This window comes from Acinetobacter pittii ANC 4050 (genome assembly GCF_000399685.1).
In the GTDB taxonomy this organism is placed as follows: Bacteria; Pseudomonadota; Gammaproteobacteria; order Pseudomonadales; family Moraxellaceae; genus Acinetobacter; species Acinetobacter pittii_E.
The window spans coordinates 2,443,759-2,470,051 of record NZ_KB976987.1; the positions used below are offsets into that span (position 1 = coordinate 2,443,759).

25 protein-coding genes and 1 pseudogene are annotated in these 26,293 nt (G+C 39.5%); 5 read left to right on the forward strand and 21 right to left on the reverse strand.

The window, feature by feature from the left end; translation table 11 throughout:
- Positions 1-17: 17 nt before the first annotated feature.
- Positions 18-998 carry a phenylalanine--tRNA ligase subunit alpha gene (gene pheS, locus F931_RS15265; protein WP_002117277.1) on the reverse strand — a complete coding sequence of 327 codons (981 nt, stop codon included), beginning with the start codon at positions 996-998 and terminating at the stop codon, positions 18-20.
- Positions 999-1,156: 158 nt separating this feature from the next.
- On the opposite strand from pheS, the gene F931_RS15270 reads away from it, so the two are divergent.
- Complete coding sequence (locus tag F931_RS15270) at positions 1,157-2,149, forward strand: hypothetical protein (RefSeq protein ID WP_016142172.1); 993 nt, start codon at positions 1,157-1,159, stop codon at positions 2,147-2,149.
- A 52-nt stretch (positions 2,150-2,201) separates the two neighbouring features.
- Here the strand turns inward: F931_RS15270 and rplT are convergent, their stop codons facing one another.
- The 3 genes and pseudogenes from rplT to F931_RS22200 all read right to left on the reverse strand — a co-directional run bounded on the left by rplT (position 2,202) and on the right by F931_RS22200 (position 2,968).
- Positions 2,202-2,561, reverse strand: a complete 360-nt coding sequence (gene rplT, locus F931_RS15275; protein ID WP_000124858.1) for a 50S ribosomal protein L20 — start codon at positions 2,559-2,561, stop codon at positions 2,202-2,204.
- 11 nt (positions 2,562-2,572) lie between these two features.
- The gene (gene rpmI / locus F931_RS15280; RefSeq protein WP_002054552.1) at positions 2,573-2,767 is read right to left on the reverse strand and encodes a 50S ribosomal protein L35; all 195 of its coding nucleotides are present in this window, start codon (positions 2,765-2,767) and stop codon (positions 2,573-2,575) included.
- A gap of 11 nt (positions 2,768-2,778) precedes the next feature.
- Positions 2,779-2,968: pseudogene (locus F931_RS22200) on the reverse strand (hypothetical protein).
- 38 nt (positions 2,969-3,006) lie between these two features.
- Between F931_RS22200 and nreB the strand changes: the two are divergent.
- Positions 3,007-4,257, forward strand: a complete 1,251-nt coding sequence (nreB, locus tag F931_RS15285; protein ID WP_016142173.1) for a nickel resistance MFS transporter NreB — start codon at positions 3,007-3,009, stop codon at positions 4,255-4,257.
- A 40-nt stretch (positions 4,258-4,297) separates the two neighbouring features.
- On the opposite strand, the gene F931_RS15290 is transcribed toward nreB, so the two are convergent.
- The 4 genes from F931_RS15290 to thrS all read right to left on the reverse strand — a co-directional run bounded on the left by F931_RS15290 (position 4,298) and on the right by thrS (position 8,111).
- A complete protein-coding gene (locus tag F931_RS15290; RefSeq protein ID WP_016142174.1) occupies positions 4,298-4,726 on the reverse strand; it encodes a YqaA family protein in 429 nt (142 codons plus the stop codon).
- Positions 4,727-4,782: 56 nt separating this feature from the next.
- Positions 4,783-5,403 carry a glutathione S-transferase N-terminal domain-containing protein gene (gene yfcG, locus F931_RS15295; protein WP_016142175.1) on the reverse strand — a complete coding sequence of 207 codons (621 nt, stop codon included), beginning with the start codon at positions 5,401-5,403 and terminating at the stop codon, positions 4,783-4,785.
- Positions 5,404-5,631: 228 nt separating this feature from the next.
- Entirely contained in the window at positions 5,632-6,183 is a 552-nt protein-coding gene (infC, locus tag F931_RS0103910) for a translation initiation factor IF-3 (protein WP_075383312.1), read from the reverse strand.
- A 5-nt stretch (positions 6,184-6,188) separates the two neighbouring features.
- Complete coding sequence (thrS, locus tag F931_RS15300; protein WP_016142176.1) at positions 6,189-8,111, reverse strand: threonine--tRNA ligase; 1,923 nt, start codon at positions 8,109-8,111, stop codon at positions 6,189-6,191.
- A 393-nt stretch (positions 8,112-8,504) separates the two neighbouring features.
- Here thrS and alkK point away from each other — a divergent pair, with 393 nt between their 5' ends.
- Positions 8,505-10,142 (forward strand): acyl-CoA synthetase, encoded by a 1,638-nt coding sequence (alkK, locus tag F931_RS15305; RefSeq protein ID WP_016142177.1) that lies wholly within the window; start codon positions 8,505-8,507, stop codon positions 10,140-10,142.
- 48 nt (positions 10,143-10,190) lie between these two features.
- Here the strand turns inward: alkK and yjgA are convergent, their stop codons facing one another.
- The 9 genes from yjgA to mazG form a co-directional block, all read right to left on the reverse strand.
- A complete protein-coding gene (gene yjgA / locus F931_RS15310) occupies positions 10,191-10,727 on the reverse strand; it encodes a ribosome biogenesis factor YjgA (RefSeq protein ID WP_016142178.1) in 537 nt (178 codons plus the stop codon).
- Between the two features lie 2 nt (positions 10,728-10,729).
- Entirely contained in the window at positions 10,730-10,999 is a 270-nt protein-coding gene (locus F931_RS15315) for an HPr family phosphocarrier protein (protein WP_000567533.1), read from the reverse strand.
- Positions 10,996-11,847 (reverse strand): RNase adapter RapZ, encoded by an 852-nt coding sequence (rapZ, locus tag F931_RS15320; RefSeq protein ID WP_002117179.1) that lies wholly within the window; start codon positions 11,845-11,847, stop codon positions 10,996-10,998. The genes F931_RS15315 and rapZ overlap by 4 nt, the downstream gene beginning before the upstream one ends.
- A 23-nt stretch (positions 11,848-11,870) precedes the next feature.
- The gene (panC, locus tag F931_RS15325) at positions 11,871-12,719 is read right to left on the reverse strand and encodes a pantoate--beta-alanine ligase (protein ID WP_016142179.1); all 849 of its coding nucleotides are present in this window, start codon (positions 12,717-12,719) and stop codon (positions 11,871-11,873) included.
- A 3-nt stretch (positions 12,720-12,722) separates the two neighbouring features.
- On the reverse strand, positions 12,723-13,532 hold the full coding sequence (panB, locus tag F931_RS15330; RefSeq protein ID WP_016142180.1) for a 3-methyl-2-oxobutanoate hydroxymethyltransferase: 810 nt from the start codon (positions 13,530-13,532) through the stop codon (positions 12,723-12,725).
- A gap of 45 nt (positions 13,533-13,577) precedes the next feature.
- Positions 13,578-14,060 carry a 2-amino-4-hydroxy-6-hydroxymethyldihydropteridine diphosphokinase gene (gene folK, locus F931_RS15335; RefSeq protein ID WP_016142181.1) on the reverse strand — a complete coding sequence of 161 codons (483 nt, stop codon included), beginning with the start codon at positions 14,058-14,060 and terminating at the stop codon, positions 13,578-13,580.
- Entirely contained in the window at positions 14,057-15,523 is a 1,467-nt protein-coding gene (gene pcnB, locus F931_RS15340) for a polynucleotide adenylyltransferase PcnB (RefSeq protein WP_016142182.1), read from the reverse strand. The genes folK and pcnB overlap by 4 nt, the downstream gene beginning before the upstream one ends.
- A 125-nt stretch (positions 15,524-15,648) precedes the next feature.
- A complete protein-coding gene (locus tag F931_RS0103915; RefSeq protein ID WP_025470379.1) occupies positions 15,649-16,053 on the reverse strand; it encodes a ComEA family DNA-binding protein in 405 nt (134 codons plus the stop codon).
- Complete coding sequence (gene mazG / locus F931_RS15345; RefSeq protein WP_016142184.1) at positions 16,022-16,828, reverse strand: nucleoside triphosphate pyrophosphohydrolase; 807 nt, start codon at positions 16,826-16,828, stop codon at positions 16,022-16,024. The genes F931_RS0103915 and mazG overlap by 32 nt, the downstream gene beginning before the upstream one ends.
- A gap of 112 nt (positions 16,829-16,940) precedes the next feature.
- On the opposite strand from mazG, the gene F931_RS15350 reads away from it, so the two are divergent.
- Positions 16,941-17,714 carry an SDR family oxidoreductase gene (locus tag F931_RS15350; protein ID WP_016142185.1) on the forward strand — a complete coding sequence of 258 codons (774 nt, stop codon included), beginning with the start codon at positions 16,941-16,943 and terminating at the stop codon, positions 17,712-17,714.
- A gap of 47 nt (positions 17,715-17,761) precedes the next feature.
- Here the strand turns inward: F931_RS15350 and relA are convergent, their stop codons facing one another.
- From relA to cysM, 4 genes are read right to left on the reverse strand one after another with little or no spacing between them, the layout of a single operon-like run.
- Entirely contained in the window at positions 17,762-20,068 is a 2,307-nt protein-coding gene (gene relA, locus F931_RS15355; protein ID WP_016142186.1) for a RelA/SpoT family protein, read from the reverse strand.
- 30 nt (positions 20,069-20,098) lie between these two features.
- Positions 20,099-21,490: a 23S rRNA (uracil(1939)-C(5))-methyltransferase RlmD gene (rlmD, locus tag F931_RS15360; protein ID WP_016142187.1), complete on the reverse strand. Its 1,392-nt coding sequence runs from the start codon at positions 21,488-21,490 to the stop codon at positions 20,099-20,101.
- Positions 21,491-21,499: 9 nt separating this feature from the next.
- Complete coding sequence (locus tag F931_RS15365; protein ID WP_016142188.1) at positions 21,500-22,318, reverse strand: 3'-5' exonuclease; 819 nt, start codon at positions 22,316-22,318, stop codon at positions 21,500-21,502.
- Between the two features lie 12 nt (positions 22,319-22,330).
- Positions 22,331-23,254, reverse strand: a complete 924-nt coding sequence (gene cysM, locus F931_RS15370) for a cysteine synthase CysM (RefSeq protein ID WP_016142189.1) — start codon at positions 23,252-23,254, stop codon at positions 22,331-22,333.
- A 172-nt stretch (positions 23,255-23,426) separates the two neighbouring features.
- On the opposite strand from cysM, the gene barA reads away from it, so the two are divergent.
- Positions 23,427-26,234: a GacS-like sensor histidine kinase gene (gene barA, locus F931_RS15375; protein WP_016142190.1), complete on the forward strand. Its 2,808-nt coding sequence runs from the start codon at positions 23,427-23,429 to the stop codon at positions 26,232-26,234.
- Positions 26,235-26,293: the final 59 nt, after the last annotated feature.

Sequence of the window (26,293 nt, forward strand, 5' to 3'; positions counted from 1 at the left end):
TTAATCCTGAAAAACTGTTAGGCAAATTGGCGTAAGAAACGCACATCATTTTGGTAGAACATACGTAAGTCATTAATGCCATAACGCAACATTGCAAAACGCTCTACCCCTAAACCAAAAGCAAAGCCTTTGTATTTATCAGGATCAATACCCGCAGCACGTAATACATTTGGATGTACCATGCCACAGCCTAAAACCTCTAACCAACGGCCACGTTCATCCATAATATCTACTTCTGCACTTGGCTCAGTAAATGGGAAATAAGATGGACGGAAACGAACCTTTAAATCTTTTTCAAAAAATTCATTAAGCAGGTTAATCAATAAACCTTTTAATTCAGCAAAGCTTGTATTCTCAGCAACGTATAAACCTTCAATCTGATGGAACATTGGCGAATGCGTTTGATCTGAATCGCAACGATAAACACGGCCTGGACATACGATACGAATCGGTGGCTCACTTGTTTCCATTGTACGAATCTGCACCCCAGAGGTATGCGTACGTAGTAAATGAGTAGCATCAAAGTAGAATGTATCGTGCATCGCACGTGCTGGATGGTGACCAGGAATATTTAATGCTTCAAAATTGTGATAGTCATCTTCAACTTCTGGACCAGTCGCAACAGTAAAGCCAGCTTTAGTGAAGAACTGACAAATTCGCTCTTGTACCTGAGTAACAGGATGAACTGTACCAATACGTTGACCACGGCCCGGCAATGTAATATCAATCGTTTCACTTGCTAGCTTTTGTGCAAGTGCTGCCTGTTGTAATGCCGCTTGACGTTCTGTTAATGCAGTATTAATTGTTTCTCGAACAGCATGAATCGCAGCACCTTGTACTTTGCGTTCTTCAGGGTCCATTTTCCCTAATGCTTTCGATTGTTCTGCAAGCTGGCTTTTTTTCCCTGTAAATTGCACACGTACCTGATCAAGTGCAACAAGGTCTTGAGCTGCTGCAATGGCAGCAAGCGCTTCTGTGGTCAGGGCTTCCAGTGACATATTAACTCTCAAAGCAACAAATTTAAAAAATATAATAAAACACTGCATTCTAACAGTTTTTCATCGAATTGATGAAGTTTATCCATCATGAAAAATGTATTAGGCAACAAAAAGATAAAACGTATAAGATAATAGCATCGTCAATGAGATCAACTATTATGGCGCTTAATCAGATTTGGAAACAACAACTTACGCTTGTGACATATGGTAATGAATACCTCCGTCAGAATTTAAGCTTTAACCAATGGCGACAACATCATATTTTCGACCATCATAGTTTTCAGTTTCGTGACTTAACTTCACAGCATTTATTGGCTCAACATTTCCAAGTTTGGCTAGAAGCATTAAAAAAACAAAGCACCCTCAAGCTTAGCTTACATTTATCAAGCCTTCTCAATGAAGAGCAAAATCCAAACAGTAACGTCGAACTCTTACCCTATACACATTTTATTGTGAGTCATCAAAATGATAAGAAGTTTGCATGGATTTTTGGCCATGAACTTGCCGAATGGTATAACAATGATAACGAGTTCGAAGCTCCTTCCTCACAAACCTGTGAATTACGCCTAGAGACATTCTGGCGTTTTGAATTAAATGAGAAATTATCAAAAAAAATTGAAGCTGATCTAAAAAATCCACCATGGCAAGAAATAGCCGACTTTATGGAGAGTGAGTTATTCCGTAGCAAATATGCGACAGGCTTTGAGGAACCAGAACTTCAAAATACTCTTTTTGATGGAACAAATACTAAAAGCTTAGAGCCAAAACTTGCTCTAATTCCTGAGAGTTATCCCGCAGATTATGCTCATCAGCTTTTGTCCCGTACACAAGCATTAGCTGATTATTTAGAACAAAAAAAACGCCTTGGAAATGATCCTTTAGGAGAAGAACTAGACCAAGAGCAACTCATCAATTTAAGAAACTTTACACAAAAAACTGATGATTTGTTTGCCAAGCTTATTGTAAAAGTTGCCAACCATTATCAGACTGCACAGATGGTGCCTGTAATTAAAGCATCTCCATTTGAGCAATCAAATGAAAATCCACAACATTTGAAATCGCACCACCATAAAGGCACTGGTTCAGGCGTTATTAAACTCATTATTTTAACCATTATTATTTGTGCTTTAGCTTATTATTTTGGGCTTTAAATAAACAATAAAAAAGACCGCTAAAAAGCGGTCTTTCTTTGAATCTCTAAGCTTATGCAGCTAATGCGCCTTTAGCTTTTTCAGCTAAAGCAGCAAATGCTACTGCATCATGCATAGCGATGTCAGCTAATACGCGACGGTCGATGATCACTTGAGCTTTTTTCAAGCCATCGATCATACGGCTGTAAGACAACCCGTTTTGACGAGCACCAGCATTGATACGCGCAATCCATAGAGCACGGAATTGACGTTTCTTTTGACGGCGGTCACGGTAAGCGTATTGACCAGCTTTGATTACCGCTTGGAACGCTACGCGGTAAACGCGTGAACGAGCACCATAGTAACCTTTAGCGCGAGCAAGAATTTTTTTGTGACGACGATGAGCCACTACACCACGTTTTACACGAGCCATTTATAATCTCCTTAGATGTATGGGCACATACGACGAACTGAATTCATGTCAGAAACATGAACCATTACACAGCCGCGTAATTGACGGATACGTTTAGCAGATTTTTTGGTCAAGATGTGGCGCTTGAACGCTTGTTTACGCTTAAAACCGTTTGCAGTCGCTTTGAAGCGTTTAGCTGCACCACGGCGAGTTTTTAACTTAGCCATAGTAACCTCTTTTAGGCACCTGTTCGGCGCGATTGCACCATTGCAAAATCGACCTGCAGGTAAGGAAGCGCGTATTTTATAGCATGCTGACTAAAATTAAAACTATTAGTTACTGTTTTTATGAGTGCAAAGAAAGACTTTCTCGATTTCAACTATGGCAGCCATATCAATAATAAATAAAGCACCTATACTTTTTTCCATTTATAATACGATCAAATTATCAACATACGATATTCCCAATGCAGAAACATGATGCATTTGCCGCCTTACGCTATAGAGATTTCTCAATTGTTACCATTAATCAATTTTGCTTAACATTAGCAATTTTGATTCAAGAAATTATTGTTGCCTATTCACTATATCAAATCACCAAAGACCCACTGACTCTAGGTTTAATCGGACTTGCAGAAGCCATCCCTTTTATTGCTCTTTCCCTTTGGGGTGGCTATTTTGCAGATAGGTTTAATAAACAGATTATTATGAAAATCTGTTTATTTTTCTCGGTTCCTCTTCCTTTAATTTTATGGTTACTTTTCCATTTACATGGCTTAGGACATATCAGCGTAAATTTTCTTTCTTGGGGGATTTATGCAGTCATTTTTGGTTTGGGTACAATTCGTGGTTTTTATAATCCTTCTGCAACGTCTTTAAAGCCATTTTTAATTCCCCGTGAGCTGTATGCAAATGGTGCAACATGGACGACAATTGGTTGGCAAAGTGGTGTAATTATCGGGCCTATGCTTGGTGGTTTTATGCTGGCCTATTTAGGCCGAGAAACAAGTCTATTTAGTGTTGCTACGTTACTGGGCATTTGTTTTATATTAATTAATTTATTGCATAAGCGTAGTTTTCCTAAAATTGAAACTTCGAATGTTTTAGAAAGTTTAGGGGATGGTTTCCGCTTTATCTGGAAAACTAAAATTGTTCTTTGGGCGATTTCTCTTGATTTAGCTTCTGTTTTATTTGGTGGGGTCATCGCATTACTACCAATTTTTGCAGAAGATATCTTAAAAGTTGGTCCAGAAGGACTTGGATATTTGCGTGCTGCACCCTCTATTGGCGCTCTCGTCACTATGATTGCTTTGACTCGCTTCCCACCAACTCAGCATGCATGGCGTAACATGTTACTTGCCGTAGCCGGTTTTGGAGTATTCACTATTTTATTCGCCTTTTCGAAAAATATGTGGTTATCTCTATTTGCACTGGCAATGACGGGCGCTTGTGACAGTATTTCGGTTGTAGTTAGACAAACTATTTTGCAAATTTTCCCGCCAGAAAATATGCGTGGTCGCGTTGCTGCTGTAAACGGGATGTTCGTCTCATCAAGTAATGAGCTTGGCGCATTTGAGTCAGGTTTGGCAGCAAAATATTTGGGAACGATTACAGCAACTATTTTTGGTGGTTGTATGACTTTAGTCGTTGTTACTTTCTGTTGGCTAAAAACCAATGATTTATTTAAAGTCGATATTACAAAAAGCTCAGAAGACTAATGAATTCGTTTTAATTTAAGCATCTTCGGATGCTTTTATTTTAAATAAAATCTGTAATTACCCAATAAATAAAGATATAACGCCCTGCTTTAGCAATCAAAACGATAATTAAAAAACGCCAAAAATTTTCTTTGAGTAAACCCGAAACTAAAGTAATTGGGTCTCCAATCACAGGGGTCCAACTTAAAAACAGCGAATAAAAACCATATTTATGATAAAAGCGTTGAGCTTGTTCTAAACGCTTTTCAGAAACCGGAAACCACTTACGATGTTTAAATTGCTCTATTTTTAGGCCTAGCCACCAATTTACGCAAGAACCTAACACATTACCTAGAGTAGCAACACTTATTAATAGCACAGCCGCATGTTGATCTTTTAGCAACAAGGTTGCCAAGACCGCTTCGGACTGCAAAGGCAACAATGTGGCTGCGCCAAAAGCGCTCAAGAACAGCAAAAAGTAACTTAGCACAACTCATTACACCAAATAATTTTTTGCTTTAAACATTTATTAAATCCAGACAAAAATCAGGCTACTTTAATAGATAATGCTTTTTGTACCGCAGGACGTGCCGTTAAACGTACAACATATTCTTGTACATAAGGATAATCTTCTAATTGAATACCCTGCCATTCATAGCGCAAGATCCAAGGTAAAATTGCCATGTCAGCAATCGAGTATTCACCAGCAACAAACTTCTGACCAATAAGCTGTTTGTTTAATACGCCATATAAACGTTTAGTCTCATTTACATAACGGTCTATCGCGTATGGGATTTTTTCTGGGGCAAAACGATTGAAATGATGATTCTGCCCAAGCATAGGTCCTAGTCCACCCATTTGCCACATGAGCCATTGTTCAACTTCAACTCGCTCTTGCTCATCAGTTGGATAAAATAATCCGGTTTTCCGACCTAAATATTGCAAGATAGCGCCTGATTCAAATATTGAAATTGGCTCACCACGAGGTCCATCTTGGTCAACAATCGCAGGAATTTTATTATTGGGAGAAATTCTCAGAAAATCTGGTTGAAATTGATCATTTTCTAAAATATTGATTGGGTAAAGAGTGTAATCCAGCCCCATTTCTTCTAAGGCAATTGTGATTTTATGTCCATTGGGAGTTCCCCAATAATATAGATCAATCATTCTATTTTCCTATTCATCGTTATCATGACTGCGTCTTGCGTTATAGCATGTTTTAAGAGGGACGATGAGATTTCCAACACTAAAAAATACATAAAATTCAAGAATTGAATTTCTTTCAAAATATAGCAACTGTCTTAAATCAAACTGAATAGATAAAAGTTAAATCATCTTTTTTTATTATGATAAGGTTATAAAAAAGCACTGCTTTTGCAGTGCTTTTTTTGAGTATTACTTTTTCTTTTTCGGTCCAAGTAACATACCCATTTGACGGCCTTCCATTTTAGGTGCTTGTTCCACAACCCCAAACTCAGCAACATCAGCTTCAATCTTTTGTAATTGAGCTAAGCCAAGTTGTTGGTGAGCCATTTCACGACCACGGAAACGTAAAGTGATTTTCACTTTGTTTCCTTCTTCAAGGAATTTCAAAATAGCACGAAGCTTAACTTGATAATCACCAACATCAGTTGCAGGGCGCAGTTTGATTTCCTTCACTTGCACTTGATGCTGTTTTTTCTTCGCATCTTTTTGCTTCTGCTTAAGGTCAAACAAGTGCTTGTTGTAATCCATAATTTTACAAACAGGCGGCTCGGCGTTTGCAACGATCTCAACTAGGTCAAGATCTGCCTCTTCAGCAGCGCGCAGTGCTTCATTTAATGAAACAATTCCTTTTTGCTCACCGTCAGCACCAACGAGGCGTACTTCTTTTGCACGGATCTCGTCGTTAATTGCTGGACGGTTGCTTTTTGCACCTTGTTGTTGGTTACGGTCAGGCTGTTTAATCTTTCTTACTCCACAATATACCGGCCACGTTCGGCGACGGCAGACTTCACTAAGTCAATGAATGCATCTACTGACATAGTACCTAAATTTTTTCCTGAGCGGGTACGCACATTCACTGTACCTTCTTCAACCTCTCGGTCACCAAGAACTAACAGGTAAGGAATACGCTCTAGAGTACGCTCACGAATCTTAAATCCGATTTTTTCATTTCTCAAGTCAGAAATAGCACGAAGGCCATTTTCTTTGAGTTTTGCTACGACGTTCTCACAAGCTTCAGCTTGAGAATCCGTAATATTCATGACACATGCTTGTAACGGCGACAACCAAGGTGGCATGAAACCAGCGTAGTGTTCAATTAGTATACCAATAAAACGCTCAAAACTGCCAAGAATTGCACGATGCAACATTACAGGCTGATCACGATCATTGTCTTCAGTCACATAAGACGCATCTAAACGTTCTGGTAAGTTGAAGTCACACTGAATAGTACCACATTGCCATACACGTCCGAGACAGTCTTTCAATGAGAATTCAATTTTCGGACCGTAGAACGCGCCTTCGCCTGGTTGTAATTCCCATTCTAGACCCGCTGCATCTAAAGCATCTGCTAAAGATTTTTCAGCCATATCCCAAAGCGCATCATCACCCACACGTTTTTCTGGACGTGTAGAAAGTTTCATTTGCACTTCTTCAAAGCCAAAATCTTTATAAACATCTAAAGTCAGTTTAATAAAGTCTGCAACTTCCTGACCGATCTGTTCTTTAGTACAGAAGATATGGGCGTCATCTTGTGTAAAGCCACGTACACGCATAATACCGTGTAAAGAACCTGATGGTTCATTACGATGACAAGAACCAAACTCTGCCAAACGAATTGGTAAATCACGGTAAGACTTCAAACCTTGGTTGAACACTTGCACGTGACATGGACAGTTCATTGGCTTAACCGCATAGTTACGATTTTCAGAATGAGTCGTAAACATGTTGTCTGCGTAGTTCGCCGCATGACCTGATTTTTCCCACAATGTAAAGTCTACGATTTGTGGTGTCTTAATCTCAAGGTAACCATTGTCTTGCTGAACTTTACGCATGTATTGTTCAAGTACTTGGTAAATAGTCCAGCCATTTGGATGCCAGAACACCATACCCGGTGCTTCTTCTTGCATATGGAACAAGTCTAAAGCTTTACCAATTTTACGATGGTCACGCTTTTCAGCTTCTTCGATACGTTTGATGTAGGCAGCGAGCTGTTTCTTGTCTGCCCAAGCTGTACCATAAATACGTTGAAGCTGTTCGTTCTTCGCATCACCACGCCAGTATGCACCAGAGATTTTAGTGAGCTTGAATGATTTTAAGAATTTGGTATTCGGTACGTGTGGACCACGACACATATCCAAATAATCTTGATGGTAGTACAAGCCCATTTGTTTTTCTTCAGGCATGTCTGCAATCAAGCGTAATTTGTATTCTTCGCCACGCGCAGTAAATTCAGCAATAACTTCATCACGTGGTGTCATTTTTTTAACGACATCGTAATCTTGATCAATGAGCTTTTTCATGCGCTCTTCGATAGCTGCCATATCGTCTAATGTAAAAGGACGTGGCATCCAGATGTCGTAGTAAAAACCTTCTTCAATGACTGGACCAATCACCATCTTGGCTTCAGGGAAAAGCTGTTTCACAGCATGCCCTACAAGGTGTGCACAAGAATGGCGAATAATTTCAAGACCTTCCTCATCTTTTGGAGTGATAATTTGTAAGGTCGAATCTTCGGTAATTAAGTCACATGCATCAACTAAGCGATCATTTACACGGCCAGCAACAGTATTTTTTGCTAGACCAGGCCCGATACTTTGGGCAACTTCCATAACAGATACAGCGTGATCAAAACTCTTTTGATCGCCATTTGGCAATGTGATAATTGGCATAAAAAAATCCTTAAGGAGTGATGCCCTATACGAAGGAGCATTTCACCGCGAGATTATGATCGAGGCGAACCTCAAAATATAAAAACGGTGTAAATCAAAGTTAAAAAACCTGAAAGATTTTACACTTGTTCAAGCAATGTGAAAACCTTTGAGCCCATAAAATCATAAATACATTTTGCTTATCAGGTAAACAGCAATAAATGACTTAAAAAATATATTGGGGCGATTTTTAAATATATTTAGCACAAGTGGTTTAAGATGAAGAAAATAGCATTTTTGCTCATTTTTTGACTGGAAGGTATCGCCCTTTAAGACTAAAGCATAAATGCTTTGATGAATATTAAATCATATTTTCAAAGAATGAATTAAAAATAGAACACGGAGTTGTTTCACATGGTTAGTGCTTATGATGAGTTACCGCGTACACCGGCAAACTTTGTTGCGTTATCCCCTCTACGCTACTTAGAGCGTGCAGCTTATATTTATCCAGATCAAGCTTCGATTATTCATGGTAAGCGCCAAATTTCATGGAAAGAAACCTACCAACGTTGTTGCCAATTTGCATCTCAGCTCAAGCAATTGGGAATTGAAAAAAATGATACTGTATCTGTCTTATTGCCAAATATTCCAGCCATGATTGAAGCGCATTTTGCAGTTCCTATGGCTGGTGCGGTACTCAACACCCTCAATACACGTTTAGATGCAAAAACAATCGCTTTCATGTTGGAACATGCAGAAAGTAAAGTACTGTTGGTTGACCCTGAATTTGTAAATTTGGCAAGAGAAGCCCTCTCACTGATTCCTAACCAACACATTATTGTGATTGATGTAGCTGATACAGAATACGAAGGTGAAAACCAGTTTTTAGGTTCTTTTGAATATGAAGAATGGATCGCTCAAGGCGACATTAACTTCTCTTGGCATTTACCAGAAGATGAATGGGATGCGATTAGCTTAAATTACACCTCAGGAACTACAGGCAATCCTAAAGGTGTGGTCTATCATCATCGTGGGGCTTATCTTAATGCTGCAAGTAATATTCTCGCTTGCGGAATGAAACCGCGTGCTGTGTACTTATGGACACTGCCGCTCTTTCATTGTAATGGCTGGTGTTTTGCATGGAGCATAGCAGCAAGTGGTGGAACTAATATTTGTTTACGCAAAGTCGATCCAGAATTAGTCATGCAATTGATTGCCGCACATAAAGTTGATTATTTCTGTGGTGCACCTATTGTTCTTTCAATGATTCTTAATTTACCTAAAGAAAAACAAACCAGCTTTGATCATCATGTTGAAGTTATGGTGGCTGGAGCAGCTCCTCCTGTTGCCATTATTGAAGGCATGCGTAACATGGGGATTAACGTAAACCACGTATATGGCCTAACAGAAACTTATGGGCCTTCTGCTTTATGTGCTTCGCAATCTGGATGGAATGAGCTATCAATTGCTGAACAAGCCCAGCTTCATTCGCGCCAAGGTGTACCCTACCCATTACAAGATAGTATGCGTGTGTTAGATCCCGAGACAATGCAGCCTGTCCCGAATGATGGACAAACCATGGGAGAAATTATGTTCCGTGGCAATATTGTCATGAAAGGTTATTTAAAGAATCCTCAAGCAACTCAAGAAGCATTTGCAGGTGGATGGTTCCATACCGGCGACTTAGCTGTTTGTCATCCAGATGGTTATGCAAAAATTACTGATCGTTCAAAAGACATCATTATTTCTGGTGGAGAAAATATTTCATCTTTAGAAGTAGAAGATGTTTTATATAAACATCCTGCTGTTTTAACCGCTGCAGTTGTTGCTAAACCCGATGCGCGTTGGCAAGAAGTACCCTGTGCGTTTATTGAGTTAAAGATGGGTGCTACGGCAACACCTGAAGAAATTATTGCACATTGCCAAAAAGAGTTAGCGCGCTTTAAAGTACCTAAAGATGTGGTTATTACTGAAATTCCAAAAACATCGACAGGTAAATTACAGAAATTCATTTTGCGCGAATGGGCAAAAGAACGAGCTGAAAATATATAAATAAAAAAGCGACGCTCAAGGCGTCGCTTTTTTACTATTGAAGAGCAATTAGCCTTGATCAGACAATAGGGCAATTTGCTGCACATAGTTAACAAATTTACCTTTTGATGCTTCAAGCTCTGCTTCACTCACTTCTTGACTTTTATCACGCTTGATTCTCAACACATGCTGACGCAATGTGTGACGCTCTGAGGCATTATAAATTTTGCTAAATTCATTAATTGCAGGATCGCCTTGTTCGATCATACGATCAACCCAACGCATCAATTGAGCCTGCTTTTTTGCGCCTTGCTGCGGAGTTAAATAAGACAAAATAACGGTCTCATCTTCATTGCGCAATAATTTACCAATACGTTGAAACTGACGACGACGAGCTTCAAAAGAACTAATGTTCTGTACTTCCATTAACGCATCAATTAAACGTTCATCTACTGGGAGTTTTTGAATCTGTTTAATAGAAAGTTGTGCTAACTGCTCGCCTAAAGCAGCCATACGTTGAACTGCTTTTTTCTGTTCTGTCTTACTTGCACGTCCTTCTAAAGAGCCAAAATCTTCTTCAGTATAACGTTGGGGACGACGTGCCACGATTAATCTGCCTCATAAAATTTTGCGGCGAATAACGCCTGTACTTCATTTAATGCTTGCTCTTCGTCGGTACCATCAATGACCAATCGCAAAGTGGTCCCTTTACCTGCACCTAACATCAGCAAAGACATAATATTTTTTGCATCTACTAAATGATCGCCTTTTCCAATTTGGATCGACGAACGAAATTTTGTAGTGACCTCTATCAGTTTTCCTGATGCACGAGCATGTAAACCGAGTTTATTAATTACATCAACAGTTGTGTCTATCATGACCAGTGCTTCATTTCTCTGTGTAAGACCTGAACAGACCATTCTGCCTCAAGTGCTTGTTTTAGTCTATCTACGATATAAACGGAACGATGTTGGCCCCCAGTGCAACCAATAGAAATCGTCATATAGTGACGATGTCCTTCAGCAAATGCTGGAAGCCATTTTTTTAAGAAGTGAAGAATATCGTCAAACATTTCGTTTGCTTGCGGACTTGCTTCTAAAAATAGCCTTACTGGCTCATCCAAACCAGAAAAACGTCTTAATTCTAAATCCCAATGCGGATTTGGTAAATGCCGTACATCAAAAACATAATCAGCATCTAAAGGAATGCCATGTTTATATCCAAATGACTGCAATATGACAATAAGCTTATCTGACTGGCCCAATTTAGACAGTAAAATATGCTTTAAATCATGAACACTTTTATCTGTTGTATCAATATGAACCGTGGCACGGAACTGAATTGGGAGCAGCAACTGCTTTTCTTCATGGATACATTGCAACAGACTTTTAAAACGATTAGCCAATGGATGTGGACGACGTGATGCACTAAAACGTGCAATCAAATCCTGATCTTGGGTAGTGAGATAAATCACATCAACCGTGCCATGTTTTTGTAGTTGCTCAAAAACATGATCAAACTCTTGCATGTCTGCACGAGTACTTCGAACATCCACACCTAATGCCAATTGCTCTAGGTTATTTTCATGATCTAGCTTTGCCACAATTTCAGGCAGCAATGCCAAAGGCAAATTATCAATACAGTAATAGCCCAAATCTTCTAATACTTGGAGAGCTGAAGATTTTCCTGAACCAGACTGTCCTGTCACGATAAGTATACGCTTCATGGCATGGCTGTCCTTTGATCTGTTTATTGGGGTGTAAAGGCAACTTCTAAATTATCAATCAAACGAGTTGCACCCAATTTTGCCGCGACAAACAACACAATATCACGATCAAACTGAGCAGCAGGTAACAGATTTGACTGACGAGCTTCGACATAATCCACAACAAAGCCATTATCTGTCAACTGAGTTTTAATATCTTCTAAAACTTGTTGTAGAACTTTACCTTGATGTAACTGTTGTTCAGCTTGCTTTAAACTTTGATAAATAACCGGAGCGACTTGACGTTGTTCAGGGCTTAAATAACCATTTCTTGAGCTAAGGGCCAAGCCATCTGCTGCACGAACAATTGGCACGCCAATGACTTCTAAAGGGATATTTAAGTCTTGTACAAACTGACGAATAACTGCTAACTGTTGATAATCTTTTTGACCAAAGAAAGCATAGTTAGGCTGTACAATATTAAAAAGTTTGGTGACCACCAACGCTACGCCATCAAAATGTCCTGGACGCGAGCTACCACATAAATCATCCGTAATTTGGCTGACACTTATGTTGGTTAAACGAGGCTGAGTACCGTACATTTGCTCAACCGACGGCGCAAAAATAATGTCACAGCCGACATCGGCCAATAGGCGGCTATCTTGCTCTAAAGTACGAGGATAGTTATCAAAATCTTCACCCGGTCCAAATTGAGTTGGATTTACGAAGATGCTAACAACGACAACATCACATAACTTTTTCGCTTCACGAACAAGTGTGAGATGTCCTTCATGTAGATTTCCCATAGTTGGGACAAAACCAATAATTTTACGCGCAGCTCTAGCAGGATTTAAAGACGCTGCAAGACCTTGTATGGTGGTTTCTGTTTTCATGAATTACAGCTCAACGTGGAAAGTATGTTCTTTGGCAGGGAATGATTGATCCTGCACAGCAGCGTGAAAAGCTTTAAATGCATCTAAAATGGCAGTTTCACCAGATTGTTCTTTCATAAAGTTACGAACAAAACGCGCAACTCGACCAAAAGTTAAACCCAGCATGTCTTGTACTACAAGTACCTGACCATCAGTCGCATTACCCGCACCAATACCAATTACAGGCGTATTCGGGAATAGTTCAGCAATTTCTTGTCCCAACTGAGCAGGTACACATTCAAGCAATAGAACTGCTGCGCCAGCCTCAACCACAGCTGTACAGTCGGCAATAAGCTGATCTGCTGTTTCACGTGTTTTAGCTTGTAATTTATATCCACCAAATACGTGTACAGATTGAGGGGTTAAGCCTAAATGTACGCAAACAGGTACGCCATTACGGGTTAAAACCTGTACGGTCTCACTTAACCATGCACCGCCTTCAATTTTGATCATTTGAGCGCCAGCTTGCATGACTGTTCTTGCGTTTTGCAAAGCATCATTTAAAGTCGCATAACTCATAAATGGCAAGTCAGTCATAATTAAGGCATGTTGGTTACCACGACGAACTGCTGCCGTATGATAAGCCATGTCTTCAACAGTTACAGGTAAAGTTGAGTCACGACCTTGAATTGCCATTCCAAGAGAATCACCAATTAAGATAGTATCAATTTCAGCAAGTTCCATTGCTTTTGCCATACTCGCATCGTAACAAGTTAGGCAAGAGAACTTACGTCCTTCGGCTTTAAATTTTCTTAAGTCACTTAGACTAATCATGATGGTATCCTCTACAGGAGTTTGCAGAACGTAATAAGTCAGACTTTAAGCCCAAGACTCATCAGCAAGTACAGTCAGCGTTGGCTGCTGTAAGAGTTCTAAATTTTTAAGTGGCTGATCATCAATATGTAAATCAGCATCTAAATCTAATAAAGGAATTACAACGAAATCTCGTTCTAAAATTCCAATGTGCGGCACTGTTAAGCGCTCATTTTGAATTTTTTCATTGCCATATATCAGCAAATCCAGATCTAAAGTACGCTCGCCCCAACGACGAAGACGCACACGACCAGCTTCTTGCTCAAATCGCTGCAACTGGTCTAATAAATCTAAAGGCGTGAGATCTGTATTTAACTCGGCTACAGCATTTAAATAATTTGGTTGATCTTGAGGCCCCATAGGTGGGCTTTGATAAAGTCTAGAAACTTTCACCGCACCTAAAGTTTTAAGCTTAGCAATGGCTTCAGATAAAATTTGGCGCGAATCGCCCAAATTACTACCTAAACCAATATAAGTCTTCGTTGTCATTGCGTTGGCCCAAAAATCACTTGGCTTAAATCGCGTTGTACTCGCTTACGCTTCAAAATCGGATGATCATTCATCGTCCCGCCTGCGTCTGAAGCAGTGGCTTTTTCAATAAAACGCCCCATCGATTGGTCTTGTCGAGTACGTTCTTTTTTTCCACGACGACTACGTGGTTCCGGAACATCAACCAAAGGCTCGATTTCCGTTTCAACTTTATTGTTTTCAACAGATTCGGTAGCAGCTTTACGACGACTTTTAGCTTTCTGACGATTGTATTGGCTAATCGCAGCTTCTTTTTCGTCATTCGACATTTCTTGGTAGGCTTCCCACCAGCTTCCCATTCCTTGTGTTGTGTCATCACCTGACTTTTCACGAAGTAACAAGAAGTCAAAACCAGCACGGAAACGTGCATGTCCTGCCAATGCTTCTATTTGCTGAGGTTTTGGATTAAGCAAACGAGTCTGCATTTCCCAAACTTCACGAATAAAAGTTTCTGCAAAACGAGGAATCACTGTGCGTGTTGCCTGACGCTTTAATACATCTAAACCTGCCTGTGCACGTGCTTCAGCGGGTACAACACCTTTAGATAAATAAAATTCACAACGTTCTAAAAATGGTTGCCACAATAAGACCGCATAGAAAAACGCCGGATTAATTGTTTTACCAACTTGAATACGTTGATCTGTATTCTTTGCTGCTCTTAAAATAAATGGTGTGAGATTCGGCTGAATATCAGCAAAGAGTTGTTTCCAGACTCCAAACTCAATCAACATTGGCAAAACACGTGCCAAATGCCCCATTGTAAAAAGCTTCTGCGATTCATCATATAAACGATGCGGAGAAACATCACGCAGTAACTGCGTCATCTCTGCATCAAATATATCGAGAATATTTGAATCAATTTTGAAATTTAATTTGGCTGCAAAACGTAATGTTCGCAGCATACGCACTGGGTCTTCTTCAAAACGCTGTGCTGGGTCACCTAATAAACGTAGAGTTTTATTTTTTACATCGTCAATGGCTTTGCAGAAATCGAGCACAATACTCTTACGCGGTTGGTAATATAGCGTATTGATAGAAAAGTCACGGCGAGCAAAGTCTTGTTCGATAGTTCCCCAATTATTGTCACGTAAAATCATGCCCGAGGCACTGGTGACAGCTTTTTTAGGAGGAGCACGGAAAGTTGCAACTTCAATGAGCTCACGCCCTGAATAGACATGTGCTAATTCAAATCGACGGCCAATGATTCGACAACGTCGACCAAAAACTTCTTTAATTTGGGAAGGTGTTGCATTAGTGACTGCATCGAAATCTTTAGGATTAAGCCCTAGCATTAAATCACGGACACCACCCCCAACAATATAAGCTTCATAGCCTGCTTTGGTCAGGCTATCGATCACATCTAAAATCGAAGAAGGAAGTTGGGCTGTGGACAAACCACATTTTGACGCTCGCAAGGTTTGCAAAAGACGCTGTCTCCTACGTCAGGACGTAAATAACAAGTTGTCGCTAATCATAGCTCTAACGCACACAAAGGGCAATTTGATTCTCTGTAGTTTGCGCATGAAATGACAATTGACAGACAGATAATTTATAAAGTCAAACGTGCTTTATTCTTTTCAAAAATGGCTGGACCAATGCCCTTTACATTTTTAAATTCATCAATATTTTTAAAGCCACCATTCTTTTGACGGTATTCTACAATCGCTTGAGCCTTTTTTTCACCAATACCTTTTAGCTTTTGAAGCTCATCAATATTGGCTTGATTCAAGCGAATTTGTCCTGACGAATCAGTCATAGATGAGCTTTTTGAAGCATTAGAATGAGAGGCGTGTTGCATGCTCAACCTCTGATCATACATTTGTTGCTTCGCCTTCCACTCCTTAAAATTTTGATCAAAAGATTGAGCGTGAACAAAATTTGATGAAATCAGGCTCCAAAATAAAGCAATGAAAATATAGTGTTTATTCTTCCAAAGATTCATGCTGAGCTGCATGTGTTTTTTCCCCTAACTTTAATTGCCGCTTTGCCTGATTCCACAATTCATCCATTTCAGACAAAGTCATGTCTTCTAGTGTTCTTTGCTGTTTTTGCGCCTGGTCTTCAATAAAAGCAAAACGACTTCTAAACTTATGTATTGTTGATAAAAGTGATGTTTCACTTGAAATCGCAAGTTTACGTCCAACATTGACCAATGAAAACAGGCAATCGCCAAATTCATCTTGAATTTCATCAATATTTTTATTTTTTAATGCCTGCTTAAACTCACCTAATTCTTCTTCTAGTTTTTCATAAGCATCTTCTACTGTTTCAAAATCAAAGCCAACCTTAGCAACATTTGCTTGTATTTCTTGTGCGTGTAATAGAGCTGGTCCATGTTTAATTTCGTCCAACCTTGATTGTGGCTTCCCTTGTTTTTCTTGCTGTTTAATTTGTTTCCAAAGCTCACTGACTTGTTCTGGGGTTAAGTTATTAAATTGATCTGCCTGAAAAACATGAGGATGACGACGAATTAGCTTTTCACTGATTGCCTCAACAACATCTTGAAAGTTAAAAGCACCTTGCTCACTAAACATCTGTGATTGAAATACAACTTGTAATAACAAATCTCCCAGCTCATTTCGGATTTCATTCATATCGCCTTGACGAATCGCCGCCTCAACTTCATATGCCTCTTCAATCGCATATTTAGTCAGTGACATTGGGGTTTGTTGTTGATCCCACGGACATTTTTCACGTAACTCTTGCATAATTTTAAGCAATTTATCCATGGTAACCCTCAAGTTTAAAAAGTCGGTCAGTAAAACTAAGATTTTAATTTGCTATGATCAAAATCAAAGCGATTAAATCAGTCGCACTATTGTACTGAGAAAGAGAAAAAATATGGGATACAGTATTCTGATTAGTGGCGCTGCTCAAGGTATTGGGGCTGAAATTGCACAGGTATTCTACAAACAAGGATATAAAATAGGCATTTATGATATTAATGAATCGCTTGCTCAAGAACTAGCAAATACCTTAGGGCCAAATGCTCGTGCCGGCTACCTAGATGTAAGCGATTACAATCAATGGCAACACATATTAAAAGAATTTACCAACTGGGCTGGCGAACTCAACATATTGGTCAATAATGCCGGTATTTTATATTCTGGAGCATTTGAAACAACTGATATTAAAGCTCATCAAAGAACAATAAATATTAATGTAAATGGTGTCATCAATGGCTGTCATGCTGCTCTACCCTATTTAAAACAAGCGTCTTTTGCACGCGTCATCAACCTTTCTTCGGCCTCTGCAATTTATGGGCAAGCTGATTTGATTTCTTATTCAGCCAGTAAATTTGCAGTTCGCGGAATTACCGAAGGTTTGGATGTCGAATGGAAAAAATATGGTATTCGTGTTTTAGATGTAATGCCGCTATTTGTACAAACCGCAATGGTTAACAATATGGATGCAGGCACCATTCAAAATATGGGAATAGATTTAACCCCAAATGATATTGCTCAGCAGGTGCTTACGCTTGTAGAGAAAAAAGCTCACTTTTGGACACCTACTCACACTCCGGTTGGCATAAAAACCAAACTGCTTTATCAGCTCTCAACATTAAGCCCTCAGTTTTTAAACCGACTTACTAATATTTATTTATCGAGAAAGTAATTTGCAATAAAAAAGGCTGTCATTTGACAGCCTTTTTACTCAATTTATTAAACGCCTTGAATCATACGTCGCGCACTAATAATTCCCGGTTGCTGCTCTAAGCGAGCCAATAAGCGAGAAAGCTGTGCTAAACCTTTAACCTCAATGAGCAACTTCATATTAGCAATACCATCTGCCTCAGAAATTGTATTGACCTGACGAATATTGATCTGGTCAGAGAAAATCACTTGAGTTAGGTCTTTAAGCAGGCCACGACGATCATAAGCTTCCACCACAATCTGAACGCTTTGACCACGTGTTGGCTGCATTTCCCAATCAGCTTCAACAGCACGCTCTGGCTCTTGCTTAATCATACGCTGATAGTCAGAACAAATGACTTTGTGGATGCTAACACCACGATTCAAAGTAATATATCCAGCGATTGATTCACCATGCACTGGTTGACAACATTGAGCAATGTGAAGCTCTACATTATCTAAACCATCAATTAAAATTCCATGTGCTGATAGCGTATGGCTAGCACGCGGATTTAATGTTGGTTTAAGTACTAGCTCAGGCTCATCCTGATCTAGATGCATTTGGCGATTCACCTGATTAATCAAGGCATGTAAGCTAATATCACCACTAACCAGACTTACTAAAATGTCATCGCCCGTTTTCACATTAAAGTGTGACGAATAATCGTTTAGGTCGATACTTTTTGGATGAATCGCTAGACGAGCTAACTCTTTATTAAGGAGTTCTCGGCCTACTTCAAGATTTTTACTACGATCTTGCTGTCTAAACCAATGACGCAACTTGTCACGTGCGCGTGAGGTTTTAATATAACCTAGAGAGTTCACCAACCAGTCACGGTTTGGTTCACGATCTTTTTTAGTTAAAATCTCAACCTGCTCACCCGTTTTTAAAGTATAGGTAAGTGGCACGTAACGCTGGTTGACACGCGCCGCATAACATTTGTTCCCTACTTCTGTATGCACGTGATAGGCAAAATCTAAAACTGTTGAACCGCGCGGCAATTCTTTAATATCGCCATCACGACTAAAAACATAAATCTTCTCAAAGCCTTCAAAGTCTTGTAACTGTTCAAAGCCTTCTGTTTCATCTTCGTTTTGATGTACTGTCGTATCATTACGTTCTTGATAGTGCTCTAAAACAGCACGCAATGAATGCAAACGATGGTTAAAAGAATGGTCAGTATTCTTTGAACCTTCTTTATAGTTAAAGTGCGAACAAACACCTAACTCTGCTTCATCATGCATTTCATGAGTACGAATTTGTACTTCAAGAGATTTATTTTCAGCAATTACAGCAGTATGTAATGAGCGATAACCATTTGCTTTTGGGTTGGTAATATAGTCATCAAACTGATGCGGAATATGGCGCCAGATTTGATGTACGATACCTAAAGAGTGATAACACTCTGGCACACTATTGACCAATACACGCAAAGCACGAATGTCATAAAGTTGGTCGAAACTCAGGTTTTTGCTCTTCATTTTTCGATAAATCGAATAAATGTGTTTTGCACGACCTGTAATTTCAGCTTCGATGCCGTAAGACGCTAACTCATTTTTCAAACGATCAATAACGAACTGAATATAATGCTCACGCTCTAAACGCTTTTCATTGAGTAATGAAGCAATTTCTTTATAGCGGTCTGGAGCCAAATAACGAAATGCTAGATCTTCAAGTTCCCATTTAAGCTGAGCAATACCGAGTCGATGTGCCAAAGGCGAATAAATAGTAAGAATTTCACGTGCTACACGTTCTTGACGTTCGCGAGAGGAATTTGCCAACTCTCGTAAAGAATAGGTACGTTCAGCAAGTTTAATTAAAACAACACGAACATCTTCGGTCACTGAAATCAGCATTTTATAAATGCCGCTTAAATGTTCTCGCTGATTATTATTAAAATGATCTTCTAACCGTTTATTTTTCTCAATGAGTTCTGAGAGTTTACCCATCGCCAAAGTACCTTTGACAAGGTTATAAACTTGCTCTCCGAATTTCTGTTTTACTTCTTCTATATCGGTAATGTCTTCACGCACACTACGATAGAGCATTGCTGCCGATAGAGTATCTTCATCTACATGCAAATGTGCCAGAATGTCGGCCATTCCAACGCCTGTAGCGAAAGTATTTGAACGATGATTAACCGTTGAGTCTAACTCTTTTTGCAGGGTTAAATGAGCAACCTGCTCAAGCTGTTCAAGCTTCGCCCCGTCTAATATTTCACGCACCCGATCCAACCATGAGGCTAAACCGATTTGCGTTTCGGCGGCATGCTCTACAGTCGTTTCCTCGGACAACTCAGTTAGTTGTTCAGGTAACTGTTCACGTACTGTGACCATACCATTCTCCTCAATATGTAACTCATGTTTTTAATCGTTTATCTCTTGAATTTTTTCAAATAGTGCAATGGATTCAACATGTTCGGTATGTGTAAACATGTCCATCACCGCTGCTTTTTTTAACTGGTAACCATATTGGACCAAAACACCCGCATCCCTTGCCAGTGTAGCTGGATTACATGATACATAAACGATTCTTTTTGCTCCAAAATTTGATACATACTGCATAATTTCATATGCACCAGCACGAGGAGGATCAATCAATAATGCATCAAATCCTTGATTCGCCCAAGAATGATGCGAAAAATCTTTTGTTAAATCTTGTGAAAAGAAGGTCGCCTGCACCAAACTATTGCATTTTGCATTAGCTGTTGCCCGCTCTACCATTTCCTCACTTCCTTCAACACCGACAACCTGCCCACTTTCACCAACACATCGTGCTAACGGAAGTGAGAAATTGCCCAAACCGCAAAATAGATCAAGTACTTTTTCACCTGGTTGCAATTGAAGCAATTCACATGCCAATTGAACCATCTGTTCATTTACTGTGGCATTGACCTGAGTAAAATCCAATGGCGAAAAAGCAAAATTTACATTAAATCTTTCTAAGGCATAATGTAAACGTGAAGCACCTTGCTCATCATCAACACGATGAATGCTTTCTGGACCTTTAGGTTGCAAATACAACTGCCAGCCTTTGTGTAACGCAAATTGCTTTAATTGGTTGACATCAGAATTGTTTAATTTTTCTACATGACGAACCAATAAAGAAACTTCATTATCACCTTTTGCTAATTCTACATGACCAATGTGTGCTTTGCCTTTTAGACTTTGGAGTAAAGTACGTAACTCAGGCAGACTATTTGATAAATTTTTATCCAAAACACTACAGCTATGGATCGAAGTTAGACGATTACTGTGATGTTCTCGAAACCCCATAATTAATCGATCTGGTTTTGGCAGATAGCGCACACCTATTCGAGCACGACGACGATAATCACTTTGTAAAGATCGAATCGGTTCTAGCCATTGTTCAGGTTGAATACCTGCAAAATGCTGTAAATGTGACTGGAGTACATTTTGCTTTAAACGAATTTGTTCATCAGGATGGATATGCTGCATGCTACAGCCACCACAAACACCATAATGAGGGCAAATTGCCTCAATACGATGTGCTGAAGGCTCTCCTAACAACTGCAACATCTCAGCCTCTTCAAGGCGCTTCGCTTGATGGGTAATCCGAGCCTTTACAGTTTCTCCGGGCAATGCATAACGAATAAAAACTTTTTTGCCATGCTTATCTGCTGGATGATCAGGATGAGAACCATAATGCGCAATTCCCCGCCCCTCATGAGAAAGTGTTTCAACCTGAAAAATATATTCGGGCTGTTGGAGGTTGCGAGATTTGGCTTGTTGTTTCAAAGGATGAACCTAAAAATCTGAAGAATTAAAATAGTGAGAAGTAAATTCAGTATGTTTCGAAGTACGTTCCCATACTTCAAGAAAATCGGCCTGCTGAGGGATAGTCTGTAAATATTCAATACTCGAACTGATCCAGTGGTTATGTTCATCTGCATTCAATTGGCCTTTTAGCACTAACCAACGCAAATAAATAAACCACGTATTGAGCACATCCCCTTCACAATAGCTAGTCAATTTTAACCACTGTTGATTACGGACATATTCAGGCACATGATAACCCGACTCACCACGCTTACCCGGCAAACCTAAAATACAGGCAATATCATCAAGCTTTTGAAAATTACGGCCATTAAACATTGCCATCACATCCATTAAATCGATGTGGCGATGGTGATAACGGTTTTGGTAATTATTAAAACGCTTTTGGCTATCAATTTCACCTTGATCAAATAGACCCGGTGCAGAAAGCCCATGATACATCGCGCGAAACAGAATGACAGGTAAATCAAATTGTGAGCCATTCCAACTCACTAAAGTCGGATGGCGCTTATCAAAAATAGATAAAAATTTCTGCAAAATTTCGGCTTCAGAATATTGTTCTCGACTAAAAGAAAATAATCTAAAACCAGACTCATCCACCCATAAACCAGAAATACAAACGATTTCATGTAAAGGTAAACGCTGAAAATCCATGCCAGATTCTTGGCGACGGAGTTTTGTGAGCGCTTGCTCTACATCGGTCTCAGGTAAATCAAGATGATATAAATGCGCTCCCGCTTTTAAATCAGTTAAAGTTTCAATATCAAAAACTAAGGTAGGGAAACGCATGATTTCTCTCAATTATGAGTTATCGTCCTGTACTGAAAACAGTCCTGTAGATAGGTAGCGGTCACCACGATCACAGATAATGCAAACAATAACAGCATCCGGATTTTCTTCTGCAATTTTTACTGAAGCCCACACTGCCCCACCAGAAGATGTACCTGCACTAATTCCTTCCTGACGTGCTAAACGGCGAGCCGTTTTTTCCGCTTCAATTTGCGGAATATCCATAATTTTATCAACACGCTTTGGATCGAAAATCGTAGGTAAATATTCTTGTGGCCAACGGCGAATACCAGCAATATTTGAACCTTCAGAAGGCTGTAACCCAATAATTTGAATATCTGGGTTTTGTTCTTTTAAATATTTTGAAATTCCCATAATGGTACCGGTTGTACCCATTGAACTCACGAAATGAGTAATCTTCCCACCTGTTTGCTTCCAAATTTCAGGGCCAGTGGTGAGGTAATGAGCTTCGACATTATCTGGATTGCCAAATTGATTAAGGACCAGACCTAGACCTTCAGCTTGCATTTGCAGAGCCATATCTCGTGCAGCTTCCATATTCGGTGCTTCAATCAATTCTGCGCCATAAGCACGCATTGCATCCTTACGCTCCTGACTTGAATTCCCCGGCATGATTAATTTCATTTTATAGCCACGCATTGCAGCAACCATTGCCAAAGCAATACCCGTGTTTCCACTGGTTGCCTCAATTAAGGTATCTCCTGGCTTAATTTGACCACGTTTTTCTGCCTGCATAATCATGTTATATGCTGGACGGTCTTTTACAGAACCTGCCGGATTATTACCTTCCAATTTTGCTAAAACCGTTGCCTGCGTGTGACACGCCAAACGCTGCAAACGGACTAGAGGTGTGTTACCCACATAGTGATCTAACAAAAATTCGTCGGCTAAAAAATCAGGTTGTGTATTACTCATGATCAACACCTATATCGAGGTGGGCCTATTGTATGAAAAAATGCTTGGTACTGCACCCATTTCAATATGCTTTTTCATAAAAGCGATTAAAGCTCGGTCATTTATAAAATGCCGTCTGTTTTAAAATAAAGCGTGATAAGATGCCGTACAGAGAGATAAATCTGATGTAGCCATGTCTAATTTCAATAAAACCTTATCGAAACGCTTACGTCTGAATCATGCATATGGGCAATTAATTGCTCTGATTTTTGTGCCTATTATGATTTTAACGTGCGTTGGTGCTTTTCTGGTTTTAACTGAAACCTCACATTCAGTAAAACAACAACAGCTACATCATGCCTCTGCAATCTTAGCTCGCTACAATCAAATCGCGATCGATTTATATAAGCTGGTTGAACTAGAGCCCGATGAATATGATCACGCTCAGCACATCATGCAAAGCATGTTTAGTGAAAAAAATCTAAAACGTGCTGCTTTAATTGACAGTAATGGTCAGACCTATTTAAGTATCGGTTATCGCGACAATCGCTACTGGCCGAACTTCAAACAAAACAATAATTTTTTTGGGCCAATCTCTTATAATCACAATAATATTTATGGACAACGGATTAGCGACACACCCGGAAAAGCACCTGTTTGGCTTGTTATTGAAATGGATAATCAGCCACTAGAACTGGCTCGTTACCGCATTCTGATCGCCCTCGTCATTACTGGGTTAATGACCTTACTCTTACTTTTACTTTGTTTGAATTTTTATTCACGTCGCTGGATTGCGCCGATGTATGAAATTCGCATGCAGTTGCAACGTTTAAATGCTGACACACTAGACCAGCACATGGTGATTAACAGTACTGGTGAATTACGCCTGTTACAGCGAGATATCGCAAATGTCGTTAAACGATTGCACTTTAGCTTTTTAGAGTTAAAAGAACATACTGAACAAACCGAAGAAGACCTACGTAGAACTTTAGATACTTTAGAAGTTCAAAATATTACCTATCGTCAAGCACGTGACCAAGCGATTTCATCGAACCAAGCCAAATCAGTTTTCCTTGCCAATATTAGTCATGAGCTTCGAACCCCTCTAAATAGTATTGATGGCTTTATTCATTTATTACTTCGTCAACAAAACCTAAATAACGAACAAAATCTTTACCTACAAACTATTCGCAAGTCATCAGCCCATTTATTGGCATTAATTAATGATGTATTAGATTTTTCAAAAATTGATGCAGGTAAATTAGAGCTAGAAACAGCACCGTTTGATTTAGAAGAAGCTGTCTTTGATGTCATGGATATGTTGTCTCCACTGGCTGCCCAAAAGCATATTGCTATGGCTTTTTATTATGCCGACAACATTCCACAACAAGTGATTGGTGATGCTTTACGCTTCAAACAAATTCTGACTAACTTGATTTCGAATGCGATTAAGTTCACTCCAGACGGCGAAATTATTGTTCGTGTTCGTATGGAACATGATGATATTGGACAATGCTTACTTCATTTTAGTGTGCAAGACAGTGGTATTGGTTTAAGCGGTACAGACCGTAAAAAACTATTTGAATCATTCTCGCAAGGTGATGCATCCGTTACACGTCAATTTGGCGGTACAGGTTTAGGTCTAGCTATTTCGAAACAGCTTGTTCATCTTATGCATGGACAAATTGGCTTTGAAGATAACCAAGAACGCGCTCCAACAGAAAAAGGCTCTACGTTCTGGTTTACCGCACAATTTGTAGTAGATGAAGATTACGAGATTGAACATCCACACTTTGAACATTTACAAGTGGTGTCTTATCTTGCACACCCTGCTACCGCAAGTGTTTTACGTTACTACCTTGAAAACTATCATGTTCCTCACATCGAGACACAATCGATTCTGGATTTATTTAGTCGTTTAAAACATCTTGATCAAAAAGATAATACATGGCTTATTGTTGACCACAGTGGTGACACTGAAGCCTTATTAAAAGAAATTCGCAGCCGCTATCAAGGTAATTTGGCAGTTTATGGTTATCAAATGACGCTTGAGCCAAATATGCTCAATGAATATCGTGCTCGCCCTCTCTATCAACCATTAAGCCGAAGCGGACTCATTCAATTATTAAATGATCAACCTATTTTTGAAGAGGAACAACAAGACTTTAATGGGCAGGGTTTACACATTCTGGCAGTCGACGACCACTTACCTAACTTAATTGTGTTAGAAGCTCTGCTAGGTGAACTCAACGTTAGAACAACTAAAGCACTCAGCGGCCAAGAAGCCTTAAACCTCATCCAAGAGCGAATCGATCAAAAGCTCAAACCATTTGATTTAGTGTTCATGGATATTCAAATGCCTGTTATGTCAGGTATTGATACCACTCGCGCTATTCGTTCGCTAGAGTCAACTTTAGACGGCGAAATGCAGCTTCCAATTATTGCATTAACAGCCCACGCCCTTGCTGATGAAAAGCAAAAGCTTCTCAAAGTCGGCATGAATGACTATGTCACCAAGCCAATTCAAATGGAACAAATTATCCAGATTTTAACGCAATGGACTAAAAACAACTTTGCGGCAAAAGCACTAGAGAAAGACCATCATGTCGTTGCAGAAGCTTTAGATCCGCAAATTTTAAATTGGCAACAAAGCTTGCAGCTTGCAGCAAATAAAGAAGACTTAGCTCAAGACTTACTAAAAATGTTAGTTGATAGTTTCCCAATTGAGCTAGATGAAATGCAGCAGCTTATTGAGCTTGAAGACTTCCCTCAACTTGAGCATGTTTTACATCGTCTTTATGGCGCTACTCGCTATGTAGGTACTCCAAAACTACAACAAGTGACTGGTGACTTTGAGCAGTTTATTTCAACACTACGTAAAGAACGCCGTATAGCAGATGAAGGCTTCATTGAAGAAGTGATGAGACGCTTCGACGAGTTAGGACTTGTTGTAAAAGAAGTAGAAAGTGCAGCTCATCAAATCTTGGTGATTCCTGACTAATCTATCTACAAAACAGGCATGACTGGGCTGTCATGTTTCCAAATTACAGCCATGTTATG

Bases quoted from the DNA above. Each gene is read 5' to 3' on its own strand.
- pheS (WP_002117277.1), bottom strand. From the start codon at position 998: ATGTCACTGGAAGCCCTGACCACAGAAGCGCTTGCTGCCATTGCAGCA.
- F931_RS15270 (WP_016142172.1), top strand. From the start codon at position 1,157: ATGGCGCTTAATCAGATTTGGAAACAACAACTTACGCTTGTGACATAT.
- rplT (WP_000124858.1), bottom strand. From the start codon at position 2,561: ATGGCTCGTGTAAAACGTGGTGTAGTGGCTCATCGTCGTCACAAAAAA.
- rpmI (WP_002054552.1), bottom strand. From the start codon at position 2,767: ATGGCTAAGTTAAAAACTCGCCGTGGTGCAGCTAAACGCTTCAAAGCG.
- nreB (WP_016142173.1), top strand. From the start codon at position 3,007: ATGCAGAAACATGATGCATTTGCCGCCTTACGCTATAGAGATTTCTCA.
- yfcG (WP_016142175.1), bottom strand. From the start codon at position 5,403: ATGATTGATCTATATTATTGGGGAACTCCCAATGGACATAAAATCACA.
- thrS (WP_016142176.1), bottom strand. From the start codon at position 8,111: ATGCCAATTATCACATTGCCAAATGGCGATCAAAAGAGTTTTGATCAC.
- alkK (WP_016142177.1), top strand. From the start codon at position 8,505: ATGGTTAGTGCTTATGATGAGTTACCGCGTACACCGGCAAACTTTGTT.
- F931_RS15315 (WP_000567533.1), bottom strand. From the start codon at position 10,999: ATGATAGACACAACTGTTGATGTAATTAATAAACTCGGTTTACATGCT.
- rapZ (WP_002117179.1), bottom strand. From the start codon at position 11,847: ATGAAGCGTATACTTATCGTGACAGGACAGTCTGGTTCAGGAAAATCT.
- panC (WP_016142179.1), bottom strand. From the start codon at position 12,719: ATGAAAACAGAAACCACCATACAAGGTCTTGCAGCGTCTTTAAATCCT.
- panB (WP_016142180.1), bottom strand. From the start codon at position 13,532: ATGATTAGTCTAAGTGACTTAAGAAAATTTAAAGCCGAAGGACGTAAG.
- folK (WP_016142181.1), bottom strand. From the start codon at position 14,060: ATGACAACGAAGACTTATATTGGTTTAGGTAGTAATTTGGGCGATTCG.
- F931_RS0103915 (WP_025470379.1), bottom strand. From the start codon at position 16,053: ATGCAGCTCAGCATGAATCTTTGGAAGAATAAACACTATATTTTCATT.
- mazG (WP_016142184.1), bottom strand. From the start codon at position 16,828: ATGGATAAATTGCTTAAAATTATGCAAGAGTTACGTGAAAAATGTCCG.
- F931_RS15350 (WP_016142185.1), top strand. From the start codon at position 16,941: ATGGGATACAGTATTCTGATTAGTGGCGCTGCTCAAGGTATTGGGGCT.
- relA (WP_016142186.1), bottom strand. From the start codon at position 20,068: ATGGTCACAGTACGTGAACAGTTACCTGAACAACTAACTGAGTTGTCC.
- F931_RS15365 (WP_016142188.1), bottom strand. From the start codon at position 22,318: ATGCGTTTCCCTACCTTAGTTTTTGATATTGAAACTTTAACTGATTTA.
- cysM (WP_016142189.1), bottom strand. From the start codon at position 23,254: ATGAGTAATACACAACCTGATTTTTTAGCCGACGAATTTTTGTTAGAT.
- barA (WP_016142190.1), top strand. From the start codon at position 23,427: ATGTCTAATTTCAATAAAACCTTATCGAAACGCTTACGTCTGAATCAT.